Here is a 20,531-nt window from a genome sequence, read left to right as displayed (position 1 = left end):
GATCAGGCCACGGCCGGCTGAGAAGCCGGCGGAGTGGTCTTCTTCACGTCGACCAGGAACGCCTTGTATTCCGGCGTATTGGTGCTGGCGTCACCGACCGGCGGCGTCAGCGTGTTCAATGGATAGGATTTCCGCGCGAGGCCCACGAAGCCGAAATGGATCGGCAGGCCGATCACGTCGCAGGGCTTGCCGTCGACCATCATCGGCCGGAAGCGCTTGGAGACCGAGGCCTTGGCCTTGATCATGCCGCGCTGGCTCGACACCTCGACCCAGTCGCCGTTCCTGATGCCCTTGGCCTTGGCCAGCCGCTCGCCCATCTCGACGAACATCTCCGGCTGGACCACGGCATTGTCGTGCACGTTCTTGGTCCAGTAGTGGAAGTGCTCGGCGAGGCGATACGAGGTGGCCACGATCGGGAACTTGTCCGGCGTGCCGAAGGACTTCGCATCGGCCGCGAACACCCGGACCACCGGATTTGTGGTGACCTTGGGATGAAGCGGATTGGCGATGTAGGCGTCCATCGGCTCGTAGTGCTCGGGGAAAGGCCCGTCGGGCATGGCGGTGCGGCTGAACAGCCTCGCCGTGCCTTCCTGGTTCATGATGAACGGACCGACCGACTTGTCGGGCGCGACGGTAGGCGCATAGTCCGGCACATCCGCACCGACCCAGCGCGAGCCGTTCCAGGTGATGTACTTCTTGCGCTCGCTCCACGCCTTGCCGGCCGGATCGGCCGAGGCGCGGTTGTAGAGGATGCGCCGGTTGGCCGGCCAGGCGTAGCCCCAGTTTGGATGGACGCCGAGACCGCTCGGGTCGCTGGCGTCGCGCCGCATCGACATGTTGCCGGCCTCGGTATAGACGCCGGTGTAGATCCAGCAGCCGCCCGAGGTCTTGCCGTCGTCACGCATCACGGCGAAGCCCGGCAGCAACTGCCCCGCCTTCAGCATCACCTTGGTGGGATCGGCCGGATCGGGCAGGTCCTCCAGCGCGTAGCCGTTGATCTCCTTCAGGAGTTCGACCGGCTCGGGATGCGCGGGCTTGGCGTAGTTCCACGTCGTATTGACGATCGGATCGGGAAAGGCGCCGCCTTCCTTCGAGTAGAGCGCGCGCAGGCGGCTGTGCAGATCGGCGATGATCTGGATGTCGCCACGCGATTCGCCCGGTCCCTCCACGGACTTCCAGTGCCACTGGATCACCCGGCTGGAGTTGGTGAATGTCCCCTCATCCTCGGCATAGGCCGTGGTCGGAAGCTGGAAGACCTCGGTCTGGATCGCCTTTGGATCGACGTCGTTGAACTCGCCGTGGTTTTCCCAGAAGCGCCCCGTCTCCGTCTCGAGCGGATCCATGATGACGAGCCACTTGAGCTTCGACAGCCCAGCCTGAACCTTGGCCTTGTTGGGCGCCGCCATCATGACGTTGAGCCCCTGGCAGAACAGGCCGTTCATCTGGCCGCCCGCCATCATGTCGACGATCTTGAGAACGTCGTAGGCGGTGTCGAACTTGGGCAGGTAATCGTAAGCCCAGTCGTTTTCCCGGGTGGCCGCGTTGCCGAACAGGCTCTTCTGCTGGCTGACGAAGAACTTCCCGTAGTTCTGCCAGAAGCTGGTCTGGCCGGGGCGGATGGGCTTGAACGCCCGCGCCTTCATGTAGTCGGCGTAGGTCGCCTCCCGCTCGTTGGGCAGGACAAGGTAACCCGGCGTCGAGGTGGTCAGCAGCCCGAAGTCGGTTATGCCTTGCACGTTGGAGTGGCCGCGCAGCGCGTTCACACCGCCGCCCGGGATGCCCATGTTGCCCAGCAGGAGCTGGATCATGGCCATGCTGCGGATGTTCTGCGCACCGGTCGTGTGCTGGGTCCAGCCGAGCGCATAGAGCGAGGTCATCGAGCGCTCGCCGTTGGCCGTCGTCGCGATCAGCTCGCAGACCTTCAGGAACTTGTCCTTCGGCGTGCCGCAGATCCGCTCCACCATCTCGGGCGTGTAGCGCTCGACATGGGCCTTCAGCAGGTTGATGGCACAGCGCGGGTTCTGCAGGGTCTCGTCGACCTTCGCCATGCCCTGGTCGTCGAACTCGTAGTCCCAGGTAGAACGGTCGACATAGTTCTTTCGCGCCGCGTCATAGCCCGCGAACAGCCCGTCCTCGAACGTGAAGCCTTCCTTGACGATGTACGAGGCGTTGGTGAACGCCTTGACGTATTCCTGATGGATCTTGCCGTTGGCCAGCAGGTAACGCATCACGCCGGACAGGAAGGCGATGTCGGTCCCCGGCCGGAGCGGCGCGTAGAGGTCCGACACCGCAGCCGACCGCGTGAATCGCGGATCGACCACAATCAGCTTGGCCGCGTTGTTGGCCTTCGCCTCCGTCACCCACTTGAAGCCGCACGGATGGGCTTCGGCGGCGTTGCCGCCCATGATCAGGACGACATCGGCATTCTTGATGTCGTTCCACGAGTTCGTCATCGCACCGCGGCCGAAGGTTGGGGCCAGACTGGCCACCGTCGGTCCGTGTCATATTCGTGCTTGGTTCTCCAGGGCCAGTATGCCGGTCGACCGGATGGCCTTGTAGGTGAGGTAACCCGCCTCGTTGCTGCAGGCGGAGCCAGCGAGAAAACCGGTGCTCACCCAGCGGTTCACCGTGACGCCGTCGCGATTCTTCGCGATGAAGTTCTTGTCGCGGTCTTCCTTGGCGAGCTTGGCGATACGCTCCATCGCAAACTCCCAGCTCACGCGCTCGAACTTGTCGGAGCCCGGCTTGCGGTGCATCGGATACTGGAGGCGGTTGACGCTGTTGGCGAAGCCCAGCGACGCCGCGCCGCGCGCGCAGAGTGTGCCGCGATTGATCGGGTTATCCGAATCGCCCTCGATGTGGACGACCCGCGCCTTGGAGTCTTTCGCGCCATCGGCCGACGAATAGACCAGGACACCGCAGCCCACTGCACAGTAGGGGCAGGTATTGCGGGTCTCAGTGGCCTTCTCGAGCCGGAAGGGCCGGACGCCCGCGGCGAGCCCTTCGCCCGCCCCGAGGAAGCCCAACGCACCGACGGACGAGGCGGCGAGGCCGGCGGCGCTCACCTTCATGAATTGCCGACGAGTAACGGCCATGTTTCGCTCCATCCCTAGCGACGCGCACGAGGCGGTTGACCGCCTCTTTTGTCTCGCTGCGTCTCGGAGAGTGAAACTCGGCAGGGGCCGTGAATCAACAGGTATTTCGAGAATAACTACAGGTTGAGGCCCTACCCTCGCGTGCAGTCCCGGCGATCCCCGCAGCCCTCTCCCTCAGGGTTTCCGCTGGAATCCCCAGGTTTCCGCCAGGATCTCACCCATCCGGGCCGCGATGATCCGGTTGCCGAGGCTCTCGTTGTCAACATCGCGCGCGTAGTGGATGTGATCCGCGTAGATCGTTCCCTTCTCCCCGCTGAAGATCTGCGTCAGGTCGTAGACCGGGGCCCCGCCGTCTCGCAGGGTCATGAGTCCGGTGACGATGTTCTTGTAGATGTCGCGGTAGCCAAGGTCGCCAACGACGCGCTTCTCTTCCTCGGTCAGCTCCTTGCCGATCGCCGGCGCCGGCTGGATGAAGTAGGCGGACTTCACGTTGTTGTCCCGCGCCACGGCGAACGTCGCCCGAACGTACTTCTTGTAGAGTTCCAGCTGCACGTCGAAGGCGCGCTTGTAGTCACGCTGAATATCCTCCGGCAGGTGGAAGATGCTGTTCAGCGTCGTCTTCTTGGTGGACGTGAAGATATCCTTGCCCTTGGCGGCCTGCTCGATGCCCCGGATGACCATATAGGCGGCGTGCGAATGGCCGAGCACCGGATTGAGTGCGAGCGTGCCGGCGATCCGGCCCATGACCCAGCCGATCGCCGCGTCGCCAAAATTCTCGTCGGCCACGAAGGGGTTGACGTCGAGGAAGTTGCTGAGCGGACGCTCCAGCCGTTCGCTGAAGCCCGGCCAGAAGAAATAATGCTCGTTGAATCCGCCGAGGACGGCGACCGCATCGACCGAGGACGCGTAGAGCGAGAACAGGATGAAGGGCTGCGGCTCCTTCCAGGCGCCGTCACCGCCGTTCAGCACCAGGAACGGCTTGCCGTTCGGGCTGATGTACTTGTTGTTGAGTTCTTCCTCGAGATAGCGCGGGGCGGGCGGCTTTGCATTCTGTCCGAGCTGCGAGGCCACGGAGCCGCCCGTGAGCATCACGACGTAGCGATCGGTCGGCTTGAGAACCGGATAGTCAGGTCCGAACAGGCCGACATTGTTGACCCAGGGCATGCCGCAGGGCGGGTTCGCATGATGGACGAACGCCACGTAGGGATGCGGGAACAGCGTATCGACGTACCGGCAGGCCGTTCCCTTGGTCGCGTCGCGCACATAGGTGTTCTGGGTGCGCTCGAACAGCTCCTCAGCCGGCGTATAGCGGCCGTCTTCGAGATACATCCAGGCGATCGCCGTGACTTCGAGTGCGGCGAGCGAAAGGACAACTCCGAAGAGGATGGAGATCCAGCCGAAGATACGCTGTTTCATCTCCCGCCCGTTACTTCCTCGTTTCCTGGATGGCCTGCCAGACGCGCTGCGGCGTCGCCGGCATCTGGATGTTGCGTACGCCGAGCGGCCACAGCGCGTCCATGATCGCGTTCATGACGGTCGGCGTCGAGCCGACCGTGCCGGACTCGCCGACGCCCTTTGCGCCGATCGGATTGCTCTTGGCCGGCACCGTGTCGTCGAGCTGGTTGTTGAAGTTCGGGAAGGTCTCCGCCCGCGGCATCGCATAGTCCATGAACGAGCCGGTGACGAGCTGACCGCTCTCGCGATCGTAGACATTCTCCTCCAGCAGCGCCTGGCCGATGCCCTGGGCGCAGCCGCCGTGGATCTGGCCGAACACGATCGGGCGGTGCAGCGGCTTGCCGACATCGTCGACCGTCGTGTAGCGCTTGAGTTCGACCATGCCGGTGTCGGGATCGATCTCGACCTCGCCGACATGCGCGCCGTTGGGCCAGGCGATGCCGTCGACCGTGTTCACGTTCTCGATGAAGATGCGCTTGTCGGGCTGCTTGGCCGCCAGCTCGCCGAGGCCGATGCCGCGGTCGGTGCCGGTGATGGTGAAGCGTCCGGCCGAATAGACGATGTCGGCGGTGGCCGCCTCGAGCGCGTCGGCCGCCAGTTCCTTGCCCTTGTCGACCAGCTTCTCGCTGCCGCTCAGCACCGCCGAGCCGCCGATATAGGCCGAGCGCGAGCCCATCGAACCGACGCCGCCGACGCGATCGGAATCGCCCATGGCGATCTCGATCTTGGATGGATCGATGCCCAGCAGTTCCGAGGCGAGCTGGGTGAAGCTGGTCTGCAGCCCCTGCCCCATGCCCTGCGTGCCCATCCAGATGACGACCTTGCCGTCTTCCTTGACCTCGTAATGCGCCATCTCGTTCATGACGTTGGCCGAGGTCCATTCGACGTAGGAAGCGAGGCCGCGGCCATAGAGCTTGCCCCGCTTCTCGGCTTCCGCCTTGCGCGCAGCGAATCCGTCCCAGTCGGCCGCTTCGAGCGTCTTGGTGAGGAAGAGGTTGAAGTCGCCGGAATCGTACTTCTCGCCCATCGCCGTGGTGTAGGGCATCTGCGAAGGCTTCACGAAGTTGCGCCGCCGCAGCTCGGCCGGATCCATGCCGATCTGGCGCGCCGCCGTATCCATCAGCCGCTCGAGGTTGAGGATGCACTCGGGCCGGCCGGCGCCGCGATAAGCGCCGATCGTCGCGGTGTTGGTGATGACGCAGGTGATCCGGAGATCGATCATCGGGATGTCGTAGGTGCCGGTCGTCACCTTCGGGCCGACGAACAGCGGGATGACCACGCCGCCGCGCGACGGGTAGGCGCCGATATTGGCGAACGCTTCCATGCGCAGCGCCAGGATCCGGCCATCCTTGTCGAAGGCCATCGATGCCTTGTGGAACTGGTCGCGGCCGGCGGTCGTCGCGGCGAATTCCTCGCTGCGCTCGGCACGCCAGCGCACCGGGCGCTTCAGCACCTTGGCGGCCCAGACGGCCACGGCCTCGTCGGGCTGGATGCCGACCTTCATGCCGAAGCCGCCGCCGATGTCGCGCACGACGACGCGCACCTTGTCCTTGGGCATCTTCAGGATGACGTCGCACAGCGTGTCGCGCGTGACGGACGGGTTCTGGCTGCCGATATGGACGATCAGCCGGTCGTTCTCCCACTCCGCCATGACCGCGCGCGGCTCCATGGCGTTCACGATCAGCCGCTGGTGCACGATGTCGAGCGAAACGACGTGGGCGGCGCTCTTGAAGGCCTCCTCGGCCTTGGCGTGGTCGCCGAATTTGTTGTAACCGGCGATATTGCCGGGGGCGCCGCCCCAGACCTGCGGCGCGTCGGGCTTCAGCGCATCCTCGATCTCGGTGACCGACGGAAGCTGCTCGTACTCGATCTCGACCAGCTCGACGGCATCCTGCGCCTGTTCGCGCGTGTCGGCGACGATCGCGACTACTGCCTCGCCGACATAGCGCACGACCTCGTGGGCCAGCGAGCGGCGCGGCGTCATCTCGGGCTTGCTGCCGTCGGCGGCGGGAAACATCGTCGGGAAGGCGAAATTGCCGACGCCTTCCTTTTCCATGTCGGCCCAGGTGTAGACCGCGACCACACCCGGCGCCGTCTTGGCGGCTTCGGTATCGACCTTCAGGATTTTTGCATGGGCATGCGGAGACCGGACGAGGACCACATGGGCCTGGTTCGGCCGCGACAGGTTATCGGTGAAACCACCCGTACCCGTCAGGAGACGGTCGTCCTCGACACGCTTGATGTACTGAGCCTTGCCAAAAACCGCCATACGCCACTCCCCACCGCGAATTCCCATCGGATCGGCCGGACTATAGCGGCGAAGCGGCGTCCCACAAGTCAGCGCGACGGATCGCCCGGTGGATCAGGAACGGAGGCTGGGCATCTCGGGCAGCGGCACGATGCGGATTCCCGCCGCTTCGAGGCCCTCGCGGACTGCCTTGGCGACGCTCACGGCCGTCGGACCGTCGCCGTGCACGCAGATGGAATCGACCTGGCAGGGGATGCGCTTGCCCGAGGTCGAGTAGATCGCCTGCTCGTCGACCATGCGCCGGACGTGCTCGACCGCCTTGCCCGGGTCCTTGATCATGGAATTGGCTTCCTTGCGCGGCGTCAGCAGGCCGGCATCGGTATAGGTCCGGTCGGCGAACACCTCCTCGGCGACCCTCAGCCCGTGCTTGCGGGCCGCCTTGCCCTGCTCGGTATTGGCCTGGGCGAGGAAGATCAGGTCGCGATCGACCGCCCTGGTCGCGCGGGCGATGGCTTCGGACATTTCCGGGCTCTCGGCCGACATGTTGGCCATCATCCCGTGCGGCTTCATGTGCGTGACTTTGGCGCCATGGAGGGCCGCGATCGCCTGCAGCGCGCCGATCTGGTAGGCGATGTTGGCCTCCAGCTCCTTGATCGTGAGGTTGATGACGCGGCGGCCGAACCCCTGCAGGTCGGCGAAGCCGGGGTGGGCGCCGATCGAAACGCCGTTCTGAGCGCAGAGCTTCACCGTATCCATCATCACGACCGGATCGCTGGCATGAAAGCCGCACGCGACGTTGGCCGAGGCGACGATCTTCAGGACCTCGGTGTCGTTGCCCATCACCCAGGGGCCGAAGCTCTCGCCCAGGTCCGAGTTGATGTTGACGTGTCCTGCATTGGTCGCGGCGGCCATGGGAGACTCCCTCAATCTGAAGCGCTATCCTAGCAGATGTGAGCGTTCGATACCTATCCTGCGGCGACACCGCCTTCACCGTCGAGTTCGGCAACGAGATTTCCCCCGAGATCAACGGCCGGGTCATGGCACTCCACACCGCGATCGGCCTGGCCCGCGAGGCCGGCGAGATTTCGGGCGTGGTCGAGACCGTTCCCACCATGCGATCCCTGATGGTCACCTACGATCCGCTTTCGACCTCGCGGGCCGACCTGCAGCCCCGGGTCGACGCGCTGATCGCCCGCGGTCTGCCAGCCGACGCCACGAGCCGCCAGGTCACCGTCCCCTGCTGCTACGACGATCCGGAATTCGCGCCCGACCTCGCCGAGGTTGCGGAGCGCACGAACAAGACGCCGGAAGAGGTGATCGCGGCCCACCTCGCCTCGCCGTTCAAGGTCTATGTGCTGGGCTTCATGCCGGGCCTCGCCTATGTCGCGGGCCTCGATCAATCCTTGTTTCTGCCCCGCCGCAGCCAGCCGCGCGTCCGGGTGCCGCGCTCCTCGGTCGCCATCGCCATGGACATGACGACGATCTACCCGTTCGAAAGTCCCGGCGGCTGGCACCTGATCGGCCGCACGCCGCTGTGGATGTTCGACAAGCGTCGCGAGCAGCCGGTGTTCCTGTCGCCGGGCGATTCTCTTTGCTTCGAGCGCATCGACCGCGGGAGCTTCGACCGCATCGCCGGGCAGGTCGAGGCCGGCACGTTCGACTGGTCGAGCCTGGTGAAGAGCAAATGAGTGCCGGACTGAAGATCGTCCGCGCGGGTCTGTTCGACACGCTGCAGGATCTGGGCCGCACCGGCTTCATGGCGCTGGGCATGCCGACCGCCGGCGCGATGGACCGGATCGGCCTCGGTCTCGCCAACGCGTTGGCCGGCAATCCCGCCAACACCGCCGGGCTCGAGATCGGGGTCATGGGCCCCGACCTGCTGGTCGAGGCCGACAGCGTGCGGATCGGGCTGGTGGGCCCTCTTTCGGCCGCGCTGATCGACGCACCGGATGCCGCGCCCAAGCCGCTGGACTCCGACCGCAGCCACCTCCTGAAGCGTGGGCAAATCCTGCGCGTCGGCATGATCGAGGGATCGAGCACCGCCTACCTCGCCGTGGCCGGCGGCTTCGACCTGCCGGCCTTCATGGGCAGCCTCTCGACCTATTCGCGGGCCGGCATCGGCGGCTTCGACGGCCGCAAGCTCGCCGCGGGCGACCTGCTGCCGCTCGCGAAGGCCGGTGCTCCCGCCGGCGACGAGCGCAGGCTGGCGCAGCCCTTCGACTATGGCAGCGGGCCGTTGCAGGTCGTCTGGGGGCCGCAGGAGGATTATTTCAGCGACGAGGGTCGCCGGACCTTCATCGAGTCCGAGTATCGCGTTTCCAAGGAAGCCGATCGCATGGGCATCCGCTTCGAGGGACCGACGATCGCCCACGCGAGACCCGTCGACCAGGGCGGTGCCGACATCATTTCCGACGGCATCGCGCCCGGCGCCATCCAGGTCCCCGGGGCCGGCCTGCCGATCGTGCTGATGGCCGACCGGCAGACGGTGGGCGGCTATCCCAAGATCGCCACCGTCGCCTCGGTCGACCTGCCGCGCCTCGGCCGCCTGCTGCCCGGCCAGACCGTGCGCTTCGCCGCAATCACCGTCGAGGAAGCCGAGACCCTGCGCCGCGACCAGGAAGCACGGCTCCAGCGCGCCATCGCCAGCTTCGTCGTGGCGCGCCCGCCGGGCGGTATCGACCTGGCGCGGCTCTACGAAGAGAACCTGATCGACGGCGTCGTTTTCGATCAGCCGTGGAACACGACCTCGAAACCTTCGTCGGCCGAGGGCAGCACGAAGTAGCGGGTAAAGAGGTCGAATTCCGCGTCGCTTGTGTTGAAGGCGTGCGCACCGGCGGCGTTGCGGGCGCGCAGCCGGGCCTTGCAGACGTCGTCGGGCACGTCGAGAAAATGCAGCCGGTGGTCCGCACCGGCGCGCTCGAACAGGCTGCGCATCCACTGACGACTGGCCGGCGTATTGGCGGGAAAGTCGAGCACCACCGACAGGCCGGCCTCCAGCAGCGCGACGACATGGTCGCCCATCGCCTCGCGCAGCCGTCGGGAGTTGCGGACATAGTCCTCGATGGTCTTCTGCTCGTCCCTGTAGAGACAGGCGAGCCACGCATCTTCGTTGATCCGTATCGTGGCCGGACGCGCCGCCAGCCCGGCTGCGAGCGTCGACTTTCCGGCGGCGATCTTGCCGCAGATCATGTGGAGCGTCGCTGCTCCCGGGCTTGCCGTTTCGTCCATCGGTCCGCTCCCCCGCGAAGACCGCTTTACTCTAGCCGGTCCGGGTCTTCGTTGGTACGAACCGCGAGGGCTGGAAACGTTCCGACAAACGATCGGGGGATGCGTCGAGATGAGCTGGCAACCGGAAATGGACGAGTTGCGCCGCCGTCAGGAAATGACAAAGCGCATGGGCGGCGCCGACAAGGTGAAGCGGCAGCACGATGGCGGGCGGCTCACGGTCCGCGAGCGCATCGACCGGTTGCTCGACAAGGATTCGTTTCGCGAGATCGGCAGCGTCGCCGGCAAGGCGGAATATGACGGAAGCAACGACCTGGTCGATCTGACGCCCGCCAACGTCGTCATGGGCCGCGGCAAGATCGACGGACGGCATGTCGCCGTCACCGGTGACGACTTCACGGTGCGCGGCGGCTCGGCCGATGCCACGATCAAGGAGAAGTCCAACTACGTCGAACGCTACGCCAACCAGTACCGTATCCCGGTCATTCGCATGATCGAAGGCTCGGGCGGCGGCGGATCGGTGAAGACGATCGAGACGACCGGCCGCGCCAATGTGCCGGGGGTCGCCGGCTGGGAATGGGCCGTGCGCAACATGGGCGTCGTGCCCACCGTGGGCCTCGGCCTCGGCTCCGTCGCGGGCCTCGGCGCCGCGCGCCTCGCCGCCACCCACTATTCTGTGATGGTGAAGGAAATCTCCGCGATGTTCGTCGCCGGGCCGCCGGTGGTGAATCGCCTCAGCCCCAAGCAGTACGACAAGCAGGAGCTGGGCGGCTGGGAGATCCAGCTGCGGGCCGGTGCGATCGACGAGGCTGTCGACAGCGAGGACGAAGCCTTTGCCGCGGCCCGCCGCTTCCTGTCCTACCTGCCCTCCTCGGTCTATGACGCACCGCCGCGTGGTCCCGTCACTGACGATCCAGCCCGGCGCGAGGAGACGCTGTTCGACGCCATCCCGCGCGATATCCGCAAGGTCTATCGCATCCGGCCGATCGTCGAGAAGGTCGTCGACCAGGGAAGCTTCTTCGAGATGGGCCGGCTCTACGGCCGTTCGGTCGTGACCGGCTTCGCCCGCGTCGACGGCTGGCCGGTGGCGGTGATGGCGAGCGACCCAATGTTCTATGGCGGCGGCTGGACGTCCGATACCTGCCAGAAGGTGACGCGCTTCCTCGACCTGGCCGAGACCTTCCACCTGCCCGTCGTCTATTTCTGCGACTGCCCCGGCTTCCTGATCGGCCTCGAGGCCGAGAAGAGCGGCGTCATCCGCCAGGGCGTGCGCGCCATGTCGTCGATGTTCCAGACCACGGTGCCGTGGTGCACCTTCATCATCCGCAACGCCTTCGGCGTGGCCGGGGCCGCGCACCAGAACGGCTCACGGATGAACTGGCGCTATGCCTGGCCGTCGGGCCGCTGGGGATCGCTGCCGCTGGAAGGCGGTATCGAGGCGGCCTATCGCGCCGACATCGCTGGGGCCGAGGATCCCAAGGCCAAGATGGCGGAGATCGAGGATCGCCTGAACAAGCTGCGGTCGCCCTTCCGCAGCGCCGAGAGCTTCTGGATCGAGGAGATCATCGATCCGCGCGATACGCGCAAGATCCTTTGCGAATTCGTCGAACTGGCCGCGCCGGTGCGCGGCAGCGGTCCGGCGAGCCTGTGGATGCGGCCCTAGCCGCGCCAGCAGGCCGCGGAAAAGCCGAGGTCATGGCGCGTAAACGAAATAAACGAAATAAACGAAACAAATGAAGCGAACGTCGCACCCCCCGTATTCCGTGTGGGGGTGACCGTTGGCGCAACAATGTTGCGCTCCGGTGCTTCTGAAAGGCCTGTTCCAACAGCCCGCTAGCTGCGCCAGCCGTACCCCTTGAGCTTCGGCAGCAGTCCGCACGCGGGCTCGAAGGGCGGATTGCTGAGATAGTCCTGGTCGGACACGACGTAGGACTGGCCGGGTGCGCGGCTGACGACCGCGCTCAATGCCGGATAGGACCAGTCCTGGAAGAACAGCTTGTTCGGCCAGTCATGCAGTGGCAGCGTCTCGGCCCGCACCATGCCCTTGCTGCCGTCGACGACGACGCGCAGGCGCTCCACGTACCCGGTCCACAGGCGCGTGAGCATGATGTCGGGAATCGCCCCCGCGACCGTCAGCGCGCCCAGCAGGAGCACCATGCGTCGCGCCACCTCCGGCTGGCGCACGACAGCAAAGACCCGAGGCAGATCGCGGCGCGCCACCTGCAGCCACATGCCGACGAGGAAGGCCGCCAGCAATACACCGGCCGCCTGGCGGGCCACGTAATGCGAGGGCGGATAGAGGATCGACGGCCCGTGCACGAGCCGCCACCAGGGCGACAGGGCCAGCAGCAGCGCGATGACGCCCATCACCACCAGCGGCCCCCTGCCCTCCAGCCAGGCCGGCCGCCGCACGCCCGCAATGGCGCAGATGAGAAAGCCTGCCAGCGGAATGGAGAACTGCATGTTCTGCCAGAAATCGACACTGGTGGAACGCACCTTCATGAAATGCGGATGGTCCCAGTAGTCGACGATGGTGACGGCCGATACGACCGCCGCGCCGATGAAGGCGAGCGCCGCCAGCGCACCGAGCAGCCTCGTCAGCCGGTCGCGGCTGCGCCGCGTCGACCACAGGATCGCGCTCGCCACCAGCGGCCCGAGATAGATCATGGCCTCGTAGGACCTCAGGCAGAGCAGGCCGAAGGCCAGCAGCAGGGCGGCGTCCCGCCGGCTGCTCCCACCGGCCGTGAGCGCGACCGCCATGGCGGCCGTGATGCAGGCGAAGGCGACATTGTATTCGCCGATGATGAAGAACGAGGTCGGAAGGAATACGACGGCGATGATCGCGAGCACCGCCGCCAGCAGCACCGGATCGCGGCGCACGCGTGAGAGGGCGAGGTGATAGAACGCCGTCGGCAACGCAAAGAGCGCGGCCGACTGCGCCATGGCGAGCAGCTCCGTGTCGCGAACGCCCAACCGGGCGAGCAGGAGGACGGGCGCCTGCGTCACCCAGTCGACATGCGCGCGGGCTGCATAGAAATCGTGGAAGTGCCCGTGCTCGAGCAGGTTCACGAGGAACGAGGATCCGTCCCAGAACAGCCCGCGGCAGGCCAGCGTATTGTGCAGAGCCAGCGACCAGAGGATGACGGCGACGCCCCGGGCGACAGCCACCGGTGACATGCCCGGCACCTTCAGTCGCGCCACATGTAATGGCCGAGAGGATAGGGCTCGGCCGGCGGAAACGGTTGCCAGGAATTGAAGTTCCGCGGCGGTGCGATGATGCCGTCGGTCCGCTTCGACCGCAGGGCCAAGCTCTGGCTGGGCAGGATCCACGACTCGACCAGGGTCTCGAGGGGGCGTCGGGCGAGCGGCGTGGATTCGAAGGGGACGACGCCGGTGTTGTTCCGCACGATCGACCGGACCGTTTCGAGATAGCTGCGCCACTCGAGCGTCAGGTAGATGTTGGAGGGCATCACCGCGATCACCATGAGGCAGCCGAAGGCGAGCATCCGGCGCGAAACCTCAGGACGCCGCAAGGCCGCGAGCGCGGCAAACCGGGCGCCCAAGGAAGAGGTGTAGAGCCACATCAGGACGATGACGGTGGCGATGACGAGGCCGGCGATGCTGCGCGCCGTGTACTGCGACTTGGCGTGCGGGCGAACCAGCGAGTCCGTCAGCACGAGCAACGGCGATAAAGCGAGCAGGAGAAGGAAGATGCCGGCAAAGACGTAGGGTCTGCGCCCGGAGAGATCCTGGGGTCGCAACACCGCCCAGCCGGAGATGACCAGCGCGGCGCCCATCGCCAGGTCGAACTGGACGTTCTGCCAGGCGTCGAGGGCGGTCGCAGCGGTCCGGCTGAGGTGGTCCTGGGAGAAAGGATGGATCAGCGAATCGGCCGCCACCCACAGGCCGCCCAGGAAGGCCAGGCTGGCAATCACATAGAGGAGCGTGGCAACGATCGGCCGGACCGGAATCCGGTAGACCGTCCAGAGGATCATCGCGGCCAGCAAGGGGCCGAGATAGAGCATCACCTCGTAGGCCCGGATCCCGAGCAATCCCACCGCGACCAGGAAAGCCCCGTCGGCCACCGTCAGTTCCCGCGCCGTCACCAGACGGACGGCCACGGCGATGCCTATGGCGTAGGCCGTATTGTACTCGCCCACGATGAAGAACGAGGTCGTCATGAAGACCACCCCGATGACGGCCAGCAGCGCGGCCAGCAGGACGGGATCGTCCTTAACCCTCAAGAGGGCGAGATGATAGAGCGCGGTCGGGACCGCGAAGAGACCCAGCGACAAGAGCTGCGCCAGGAGGTGGAGGTCGGTGACCCCCAAGAAGACCGCGGTGATGATCGGGACCTGCCCCACGATCATCGCGTAGAGCCGCGGATTGTAGAAGTCGAAGAACCATTCGCGTCGGGCGATCTGCACCAGAAAGGCAGACCCGTCCACGAAAAGCCCCCGGCACTCCCAGCTGTGCCAGAGCACCAGGGTCCAGAGCAGGCCGACCGTGGCCCTGTAGGCGACTGTAGTTGTTGGCATTTCTTCGCGAGGGGGCCTACAGGACCCGTGCCGCAGGTGCAAGCGGTGACGGCTTGCAGCGTCGAAGGGGCGCTGTTAGCAAGGCGCGGCAAACGAGGATTGTGGATGCTCAGTTGGGAGAAAATCGACGCGATTCCGGGCTGGTTCATGTTCCAGTCCTATTGCGTCTGGCGCGCCCTGCTCGACCAGCAGGCCGGGATTTCCGGCGATCTGTTCGAAATCGGCGTCTGGCGGGGCCGGTCGGCCTCGGTCCTCGCCTCCTACCGGAAGGGTAACGAGAAGCTCTACCTGTGCGATTTGCGGCTCGATGAGGCAGCCGTCCAGCGCTCGATCGAATCCGTAGGCGCGAAGGCATCGAACCTCGTGCCCCTGTCCGGCCCGTCCGCCGACCTGCCGGCGAAGCTCGATCTGCAGTCCATGCATCAGTCGGTGCGCTGGTTCCACATCGACGGAGAGCATACCGGGACGGCCGTCTATCGCGAGCTGGAGTTCGCCAACCGCATCGTCAACACCGAGGGGATCGTCGTGATCGACGATTTCTTCTCGCCGCGCTACCCGGCCAACACGACCGAGGTCATCCGCTACATCGAGAAGAACCCGTTCCATTTCCGGCTCCTCGCCGTCGGCTTCAACAAGGGCTACCTCTGCCGGCCCGAAAGCCTGCCGCGCTACATGGACTTCATGGCGTCCGGCATGTCGCGGGCGCTGCAGGGCTACGGCGCGAAGACAACGATCTTCAAGACGACCGGCCCGTGGGACACCGACGCCGTCGGAATCACTGACTATGTCGAGGATGCCGGCGCCATCGCCGGCCCCGACAACGAGCCGCAGCGCTGGCACATGATGCGGACCCGTCATGTCTGGGGGCCGATGCGCCACCTCCAGAACGGCTGGCGGATGCTGCGCGGCCGCTAAAGCGCCGACTGGCTCCCGCGGCCCTCAGGCCGCGGGTTTGGCGATCTTCAACTGGTCGTCGAGATCGTCGGCGATGAAGTGGCGCACGACCTCGTCGAGATCCTTGTCGGTCTCGAAACCCAGACGACGGGCGCGCGCCGAATCGATGCCCTGGGGCCAGCCGTCGCAGATCTTCTGGATCGCCGGATCGTGCTGCCACACGACCTTGCCGACCTTGCGGTTGCCGGCATGGCGACCGACCGCCTGCTCCAGTTCCTTGGCCGTGACGTTGATGCCGTTCAGCAGCAGCGTCCGCCCCGGACCGAAGGCGTCCGGCGGCAGGTCGTGCAGGCGCATGAACGCGTCGACGGTCTTGCGCGGACTGAGGACGACCATGACCGTCTCCGGCGTCACGGGACACACCACGTCGACGCCGGTCAGCGGCTCGCGCAGCACCGAGCTCGCCCAAGTCGAAGCCGCCTTGTTGGGCAGGCCTGTGCGCACGCAGATCGTCGGCAGTCTCACCGAGGTGCCGCGGAGAAAGCCCTTGCGGGTGTAGTCGCGCACCAGGAACTCGCCGATCGATTTCTGCGCGCCATAGGAAGTCTGCGGCGTCAGCGGCGTGTCGTCCGTGACGGCCGGGGGAAGATCACCGCCGAAGGCGGCCAGCGAACTGGTGAATACCACGCGCGGATTGGTGCCGAGGGCCCGGCAGGCCTCCAGGACATTGCGTGTGCCGTCGAGATTGACCCGGTATCCCAGGTCGAAGTCGGCCTCGGCGCCGGCGCTGACGACGGCGGCGAAATGGAACACGGTCGACGCGCCCTGGACGATGGACTGCACGGTCGCGAAATTCGAGATGTCGCCCGCGATCGTCTTGACCCGCGGATCGTCCAGGCCCGGCCCCTCTGCCTTGCCGACATCGAACAGAAGCAGTTCGTTCACTTTCTGCGGCTGGCCGGAGGCCGCCGCGATCTCGCCCTGCTGCAGGATGCGCCGTGCGAGTTTCTTGCCCAGAAAGCCCGCCCCGCCGGTGATGACCACCTTCATGTCGTTTCCGTCCGATTTCGTTGTGTGCGGACGAAAGTGTGCACAGATCGCCGCCTGCAGTCTATGTTTGCGCGGCATGGCCGGACCCGCCGACATCTACGCGTTCAAGGACGCTCTCATCGTTCTGGGAACGGCGGCCGTCGTGGCTCCCGTCGTGCATCGCCTCAAGATCAGCCCGGTGCTGGGCTTCCTTGTCGTTGGCGCCGCTCTGGGGCCGCACGGGCTCGGCCGCCTTGCCGACTATTCCCGCGCGATCGACTGGCTCACCGTCACGGGTGAGAAGCAGATCGCCTTCATCGCCGACCTCGGCATCGTCTTCCTGCTGTTCTTCATCGGTCTCGAACTCTCGATGCGGCGCATGATCACCATGCGCCGGCTGGTCTTCGGACTGGGCGGCCTGCAGGTGGTCCTGTCGGCGTTGGCGATCAGCCTGGCGGCGTTCTGGCTCGGCCAACCGGCCGCCGCTGCACTGATCATCGGCACCTGCCTCGCCTTGTCCTCGACCGCCATCGTCATGGAGCTGCTGTCGGGCCAGCGCCGCATGATGTCGACCACCGGCCGGACCAGCTTCGCCATCCTGCTGGCGCAGGATCTGGCTGTGGTGCCGCTCCTGTTCCTGGTCAGCGCTCTCGGGGGCCATTCCGAGGGTTCGATCGTCCAGGGCGTGGTCGTCGCAGTCGTCGAGGCATTGCTGGCCATCGCCGTGATCGCTCTCGTCGGCAGGGTGATCCTGAAGCCCCTGTTCCGGCTGTCCGCCAGCACCGACAACCCGGAATTCTTCATGGCGGCGACGCTGCTGATCGCCGTCGGATCCGGCGTGATCGCCGCCTTTGCCGGCCTGTCCATGGCGCTTGGCGCCTTCATCGCCGGATTGCTTCTGGCCGAAACGGAATACCGGCGCGCCGTCGAGGCGATGATCGATCCCTTCCGGGGACTGCTGCTCGGCGTCTTTTTCTTCTCGGTCGGCATGCACATCGACCTGAGCTTCATCTGGCGCGAGCCGGTCCTGGTGCTCGGCGGGTTCGCAGCGATGATGGTTCTCAAGACGGCCCTGCTCGTCCCGCTGTGCCGCCTGTTCGGCATATCCTGGGCCGCCAGTGTCGAAACCGGCCTGCTGCTGGCCCCGGGTGGCGAGTTTGCCTTCATCGGCATCGGCCTCGCCGCCCAGTTGGGCCTGGTCGACCCGGGGGTCGCGGCCGGTGTCCTGGCGGTCGTGTCGCTGACCATGGGCACCTTGCCGTTCGTGTCGCTGTTCGCGCGCCGCGCCGCTCAGCGCGTGGCCCAGCAGGTGACGGGCGACGCTCCGGCAACGCAACTACCGCCCTCGGACCACGCAAGGCGGGTGATCGTCGTCGGCCACGGACGGGTGGGTCAGCTCGTCTGCGACCAGCTCGAGAAGCACGGGATTTCGTATATCGCGGCCGACCGTGACGCGGCCCGCGTCGAGCGCTGGCGAAAGCTCGGCCGGCCTGTCTATTTCGGCGACGCCTCCAACGCGCTGTTCCTGCAGCGCTGCGGCATCGACGAGGCGACGGGGGTGATCGTCACGCTGGACACGGCGGCGGTCGACGATGTCGTACGCGCCGTGCGCGCCCGACGCACCGACGTGATGATCGTCGCCCGCGCCCACGATGCCGAGCATGCCCGTCATCTCTACACGCTGGCCGTCACCGATGCCGTGCCCGAGACGATCGAGGCGAGCCTCCAGCTGGCCGAATCGGCGCTGGTGGGCCTCGGCGTGCCGATGGGTCTGGTCATTGCCTCGATCCACGAAAGGCGCGAGCAGGTGAGAAATGAACTCCAGGCCGCTGCCGGCGGGACGGCATCGATGACCGAGCAGATCCGCCGCGCCCGTCGCGACAAGGTGGGCAAGCCGTGAAGGTCGTGAGCTGGAACCTGCTGCGTCTTACCGGCGCAGCCGTCGAGGATGTGGCGACCCTGATCAACATCCAGAAGCCGGACATACTCCTCATGCAGGAGGCGACGCAGCATATCGAGGCGCTGCCAGACCTGGTCGGCGGCCATTTCTACCGGCTGTCCTGGCTGGGGCGCATCCACGGGCTGGCCGTCTGGAGTCCGACTCACTTTCCTCGCCCCGTAGCCCTGTCGCTGCCGGCCTCGCGACTCCCCGGAAGACTGCCGCGCCGGCGCGCCCAGATCATCCAGATGGGCGAGATCACCTTCGCCAATGTCCACCTCTCGCACGGCCAGCTGTTGAACCGCCGCCAGCTTGCCCGCATCGCCGCGGCGTTGCAGGGCAAGCCGTCGGCCATTATCGGCGATTACAATGCGGTCGGGCCGGTCTTCCTTCCCGGCTTCGTCGATGTCGGCCCCCGCGAGCCCACGCACCTCTCGGGCAACGTCATGCCGGTCCGCCTCGACCGCTGTCTTGCCCACAGGCTTGTCTGCACCACGGCGGATGCGCTGGATTTCGGTCCCTCCGACCACCGGCCGATCCGGCTCGAACTCCGCCTCGCTGAAAGCGGCCAGGCCGCGGACGAGCCGTTGCGGGTCCGCAAGGACCGGCTGAAGCGCTTCTACAGATAGGGCTGCAGCAGCCGGGCCGCGCTGTTGCGCAGGCGGATCGGCAACGGATCGCCGTCGATCTCGGCGAGCGTCAGGCAGCGCTGCGGCTTCTTCGATTCCACGATCTGGCGTGCGAAGTCGGCGTCGTGCAGCTCGACGTTCAACTCGAAGTTCAAACGGAAGCTGCGCGTGTCCCAGTTGGCGCTGCCAATGAACGACCAGGAGTCGTCGATCGTCATCAGCTTGGAGTGATCGAACGGCGCCGGCATCATCCAGATGCGACACCCGGCCTCGATCAGGGGCCTGAGTGGCACCCGCCGCGCCCAGTCGAGAATCGCGTGATTGGAATTCTCCGGCAGCAGGATGTCGACCTTGATGCCGCGCATCGCCGCCAGGCCCAGCGCCATGGTGAGCGGCTCGCCCGGCAGGAAGTAGGGCGTCACCACGCGGATCGACTCGCGCGCGCAGGAGATGGCATGCAGGGTCACGAACTCGATCTGCTCCATGTCCTCGTCCGGGCCGGAGGGCACGACGCGCGCCAGCACCGTCCCGACGGGCTCGAGCGTCGGGAACCACTCGTCGTCGAGTTGTTCGCCCGTCGTGAACTGCCAGTCGTCGGCGAAGGCATCGGTGAGTTGCTCGACCACCGGGCCCTCGATACGGAAATGCGTGTCGCGCACCGGATGGGGCGGGCTCTCGGCGACGACGTTCTCTGCGGCGATGTTGAGCCCGCCGGTGAAGGCCACGCGACCGTCAATGACCAGCAGCTTGCGATGATTGCGCAGGTTCACGAACGGCGTGCGCCAGGGGAAGTAGGAATGCAGGAAGCGCGCGACCGGAACGCCGGCCTCGCGAAGCCGGTTATAGGTGCCGGACCAGAAGTAGCCGCCGCCGACTCCGTCGATCAGGACGCGTACCTTCACGCCGCGTTGCTGTGCTGCGATCAAGGCCTCGTGGAATTTCTCGCCCACGGAATCGGCGCGGAAGATGTAGCTGCAGAGCCCGATGCTCGTCTTGGCCCTGCCGATTTCCTCCAGCATGCGCGGGTAGGCCTCGTCCCCGCTGTGCATCATCTCGACGATGTTGCCGGGCTTCGACGGCAGGCCCGTCACCCGACCGACCGCGTACTCAAGCGGCGTCAGCGAATCCCGCGTCACCGTTGCGGCGGGATCTTCCGCGGCAGGCAGCAGGTGCTGACGTCTCAGCCGCTGGGCCCGCCGCTTCACGCGGTTGATACCTATGATGGCGTAGAGCAGCCCGCCCAGGAACGGCGAGAGCCAGGCGATGCCGATCCAGGACACCGCTGCCCCGACGCTGCGCTTGTAGAGCAACACATGGACCGTGACGGCGACCGCAAGGGCGACATGCGCCACGGCAGCGGTGGCCCCCACCACTGCCGCCAGATTGTCATCGAGTGTCACGTTGCCTGTTCCCCGCCCGCGGCTGGTCCAGAACAGGTTCTAGCGACGCCCCGTATAGAACGCCATGTGCAAGCTGCGC

Annotated in this window: 15 protein-coding genes; 6 read left to right on the top strand and 9 right to left on the bottom strand. The window is 66.2% G+C overall.

Annotation, left to right across the window (positions count from 1 at the left end):
• Nucleotides 1–2: 2 nt before the first annotated feature.
• The 4 genes from fdnG to ACO07I_RS23365 form a co-directional block, all read right to left on the bottom strand.
• Nucleotides 3–3,095 (bottom strand): formate dehydrogenase-N subunit alpha, encoded by a 3,093-nt coding sequence (gene fdnG / locus ACO07I_RS23380; protein ID WP_422011636.1) that lies wholly within the window; start codon nucleotides 3,093–3,095, stop codon nucleotides 3–5.
• A 174-nt stretch (nucleotides 3,096–3,269) separates the two neighbouring features.
• Nucleotides 3,270–4,511, bottom strand: coding sequence for a hypothetical protein (locus tag ACO07I_RS23375; protein ID WP_422011634.1), 1,242 nt, complete (start codon nucleotides 4,509–4,511; stop codon nucleotides 3,270–3,272).
• 10 nt (nucleotides 4,512–4,521) lie between these two features.
• Nucleotides 4,522–6,819: a xanthine dehydrogenase family protein molybdopterin-binding subunit gene (locus ACO07I_RS23370; protein WP_422011632.1), complete on the bottom strand. Its 2,298-nt coding sequence runs from the start codon at nucleotides 6,817–6,819 to the stop codon at nucleotides 4,522–4,524.
• Between the two features lie 93 nt (nucleotides 6,820–6,912).
• Nucleotides 6,913–7,710: a LamB/YcsF family protein gene (locus ACO07I_RS23365; protein WP_422011631.1), complete on the bottom strand. Its 798-nt coding sequence runs from the start codon at nucleotides 7,708–7,710 to the stop codon at nucleotides 6,913–6,915.
• Between the two features lie 38 nt (nucleotides 7,711–7,748).
• Here ACO07I_RS23365 and pxpB point away from each other — a divergent pair, with 38 nt between their 5' ends.
• Complete coding sequence (pxpB, locus tag ACO07I_RS23360; protein WP_422011629.1) at nucleotides 7,749–8,486, top strand: 5-oxoprolinase subunit PxpB; 738 nt, start codon at nucleotides 7,749–7,751, stop codon at nucleotides 8,484–8,486.
• Entirely contained in the window at nucleotides 8,483–9,580 is a 1,098-nt protein-coding gene (locus ACO07I_RS23355; RefSeq protein ID WP_422011627.1) for a biotin-dependent carboxyltransferase family protein, read from the top strand. The genes pxpB and ACO07I_RS23355 overlap by 4 nt, the downstream gene beginning before the upstream one ends.
• Here ACO07I_RS23355 and ACO07I_RS23350 read toward each other — a convergent pair.
• On the bottom strand, nucleotides 9,526–10,026 hold the full coding sequence (locus ACO07I_RS23350; RefSeq protein WP_422011625.1) for an AAA family ATPase: 501 nt from the start codon (nucleotides 10,024–10,026) through the stop codon (nucleotides 9,526–9,528). The genes ACO07I_RS23355 and ACO07I_RS23350 overlap by 55 nt on opposite strands.
• Before the next feature lie 109 nt (nucleotides 10,027–10,135).
• Here ACO07I_RS23350 and ACO07I_RS23345 point away from each other — a divergent pair, with 109 nt between their 5' ends.
• Nucleotides 10,136–11,686 carry an acyl-CoA carboxylase subunit beta gene (locus ACO07I_RS23345; RefSeq protein WP_422011623.1) on the top strand — a complete coding sequence of 517 codons (1,551 nt, stop codon included), beginning with the start codon at nucleotides 10,136–10,138 and terminating at the stop codon, nucleotides 11,684–11,686.
• Between the two features lie 170 nt (nucleotides 11,687–11,856).
• On the opposite strand, the gene ACO07I_RS23340 is transcribed toward ACO07I_RS23345, so the two are convergent.
• Together ACO07I_RS23340 and ACO07I_RS23335 are read right to left on the bottom strand one after the other, a co-directional pair.
• Nucleotides 11,857–13,200: a hypothetical protein gene (locus ACO07I_RS23340; RefSeq protein ID WP_422011621.1), complete on the bottom strand. Its 1,344-nt coding sequence runs from the start codon at nucleotides 13,198–13,200 to the stop codon at nucleotides 11,857–11,859.
• 11 nt (nucleotides 13,201–13,211) lie between these two features.
• Nucleotides 13,212–14,561: a hypothetical protein gene (locus tag ACO07I_RS23335; RefSeq protein WP_422011619.1), complete on the bottom strand. Its 1,350-nt coding sequence runs from the start codon at nucleotides 14,559–14,561 to the stop codon at nucleotides 13,212–13,214.
• A 105-nt stretch (nucleotides 14,562–14,666) separates the two neighbouring features.
• Here ACO07I_RS23335 and ACO07I_RS23330 point away from each other — a divergent pair, with 105 nt between their 5' ends.
• Nucleotides 14,667–15,476: a class I SAM-dependent methyltransferase gene (locus tag ACO07I_RS23330; protein ID WP_422011617.1), complete on the top strand. Its 810-nt coding sequence runs from the start codon at nucleotides 14,667–14,669 to the stop codon at nucleotides 15,474–15,476.
• 24 nt (nucleotides 15,477–15,500) lie between these two features.
• Here ACO07I_RS23330 and denD read toward each other — a convergent pair whose 3' ends face one another.
• A complete protein-coding gene (gene denD / locus ACO07I_RS23325) occupies nucleotides 15,501–16,505 on the bottom strand; it encodes a D-erythronate dehydrogenase (protein ID WP_422011615.1) in 1,005 nt (334 codons plus the stop codon).
• Nucleotides 16,506–16,581: 76 nt separating this feature from the next.
• Here denD and ACO07I_RS23320 point away from each other — a divergent pair, with 76 nt between their 5' ends.
• A complete protein-coding gene (locus ACO07I_RS23320) occupies nucleotides 16,582–18,384 on the top strand; it encodes a cation:proton antiporter (protein ID WP_422011613.1) in 1,803 nt (600 codons plus the stop codon).
• Nucleotides 18,381–19,052 carry an endonuclease/exonuclease/phosphatase family protein gene (locus ACO07I_RS23315; RefSeq protein ID WP_422011611.1) on the top strand — a complete coding sequence of 224 codons (672 nt, stop codon included), beginning with the start codon at nucleotides 18,381–18,383 and terminating at the stop codon, nucleotides 19,050–19,052. The genes ACO07I_RS23320 and ACO07I_RS23315 overlap by 4 nt, the downstream gene beginning before the upstream one ends.
• Here the strand turns inward: ACO07I_RS23315 and ACO07I_RS23310 are convergent.
• Entirely contained in the window at nucleotides 19,043–20,452 is a 1,410-nt protein-coding gene (locus ACO07I_RS23310; RefSeq protein WP_422011609.1) for a phospholipase D-like domain-containing protein, read from the bottom strand. The two genes, ACO07I_RS23315 and ACO07I_RS23310, sit on opposite strands and share 10 nt — an antisense overlap.
• Nucleotides 20,453–20,531 lie beyond the last annotated feature (79 nt).

The organism is Reyranella sp., assembly GCF_965227665.1.
Lineage (GTDB): Bacteria > Pseudomonadota > Alphaproteobacteria > Reyranellales > Reyranellaceae > Reyranella.
Note: the sequence above shows the minus strand (reverse complement) of the source record. Positions and strands in the feature narration are given on the sequence as shown.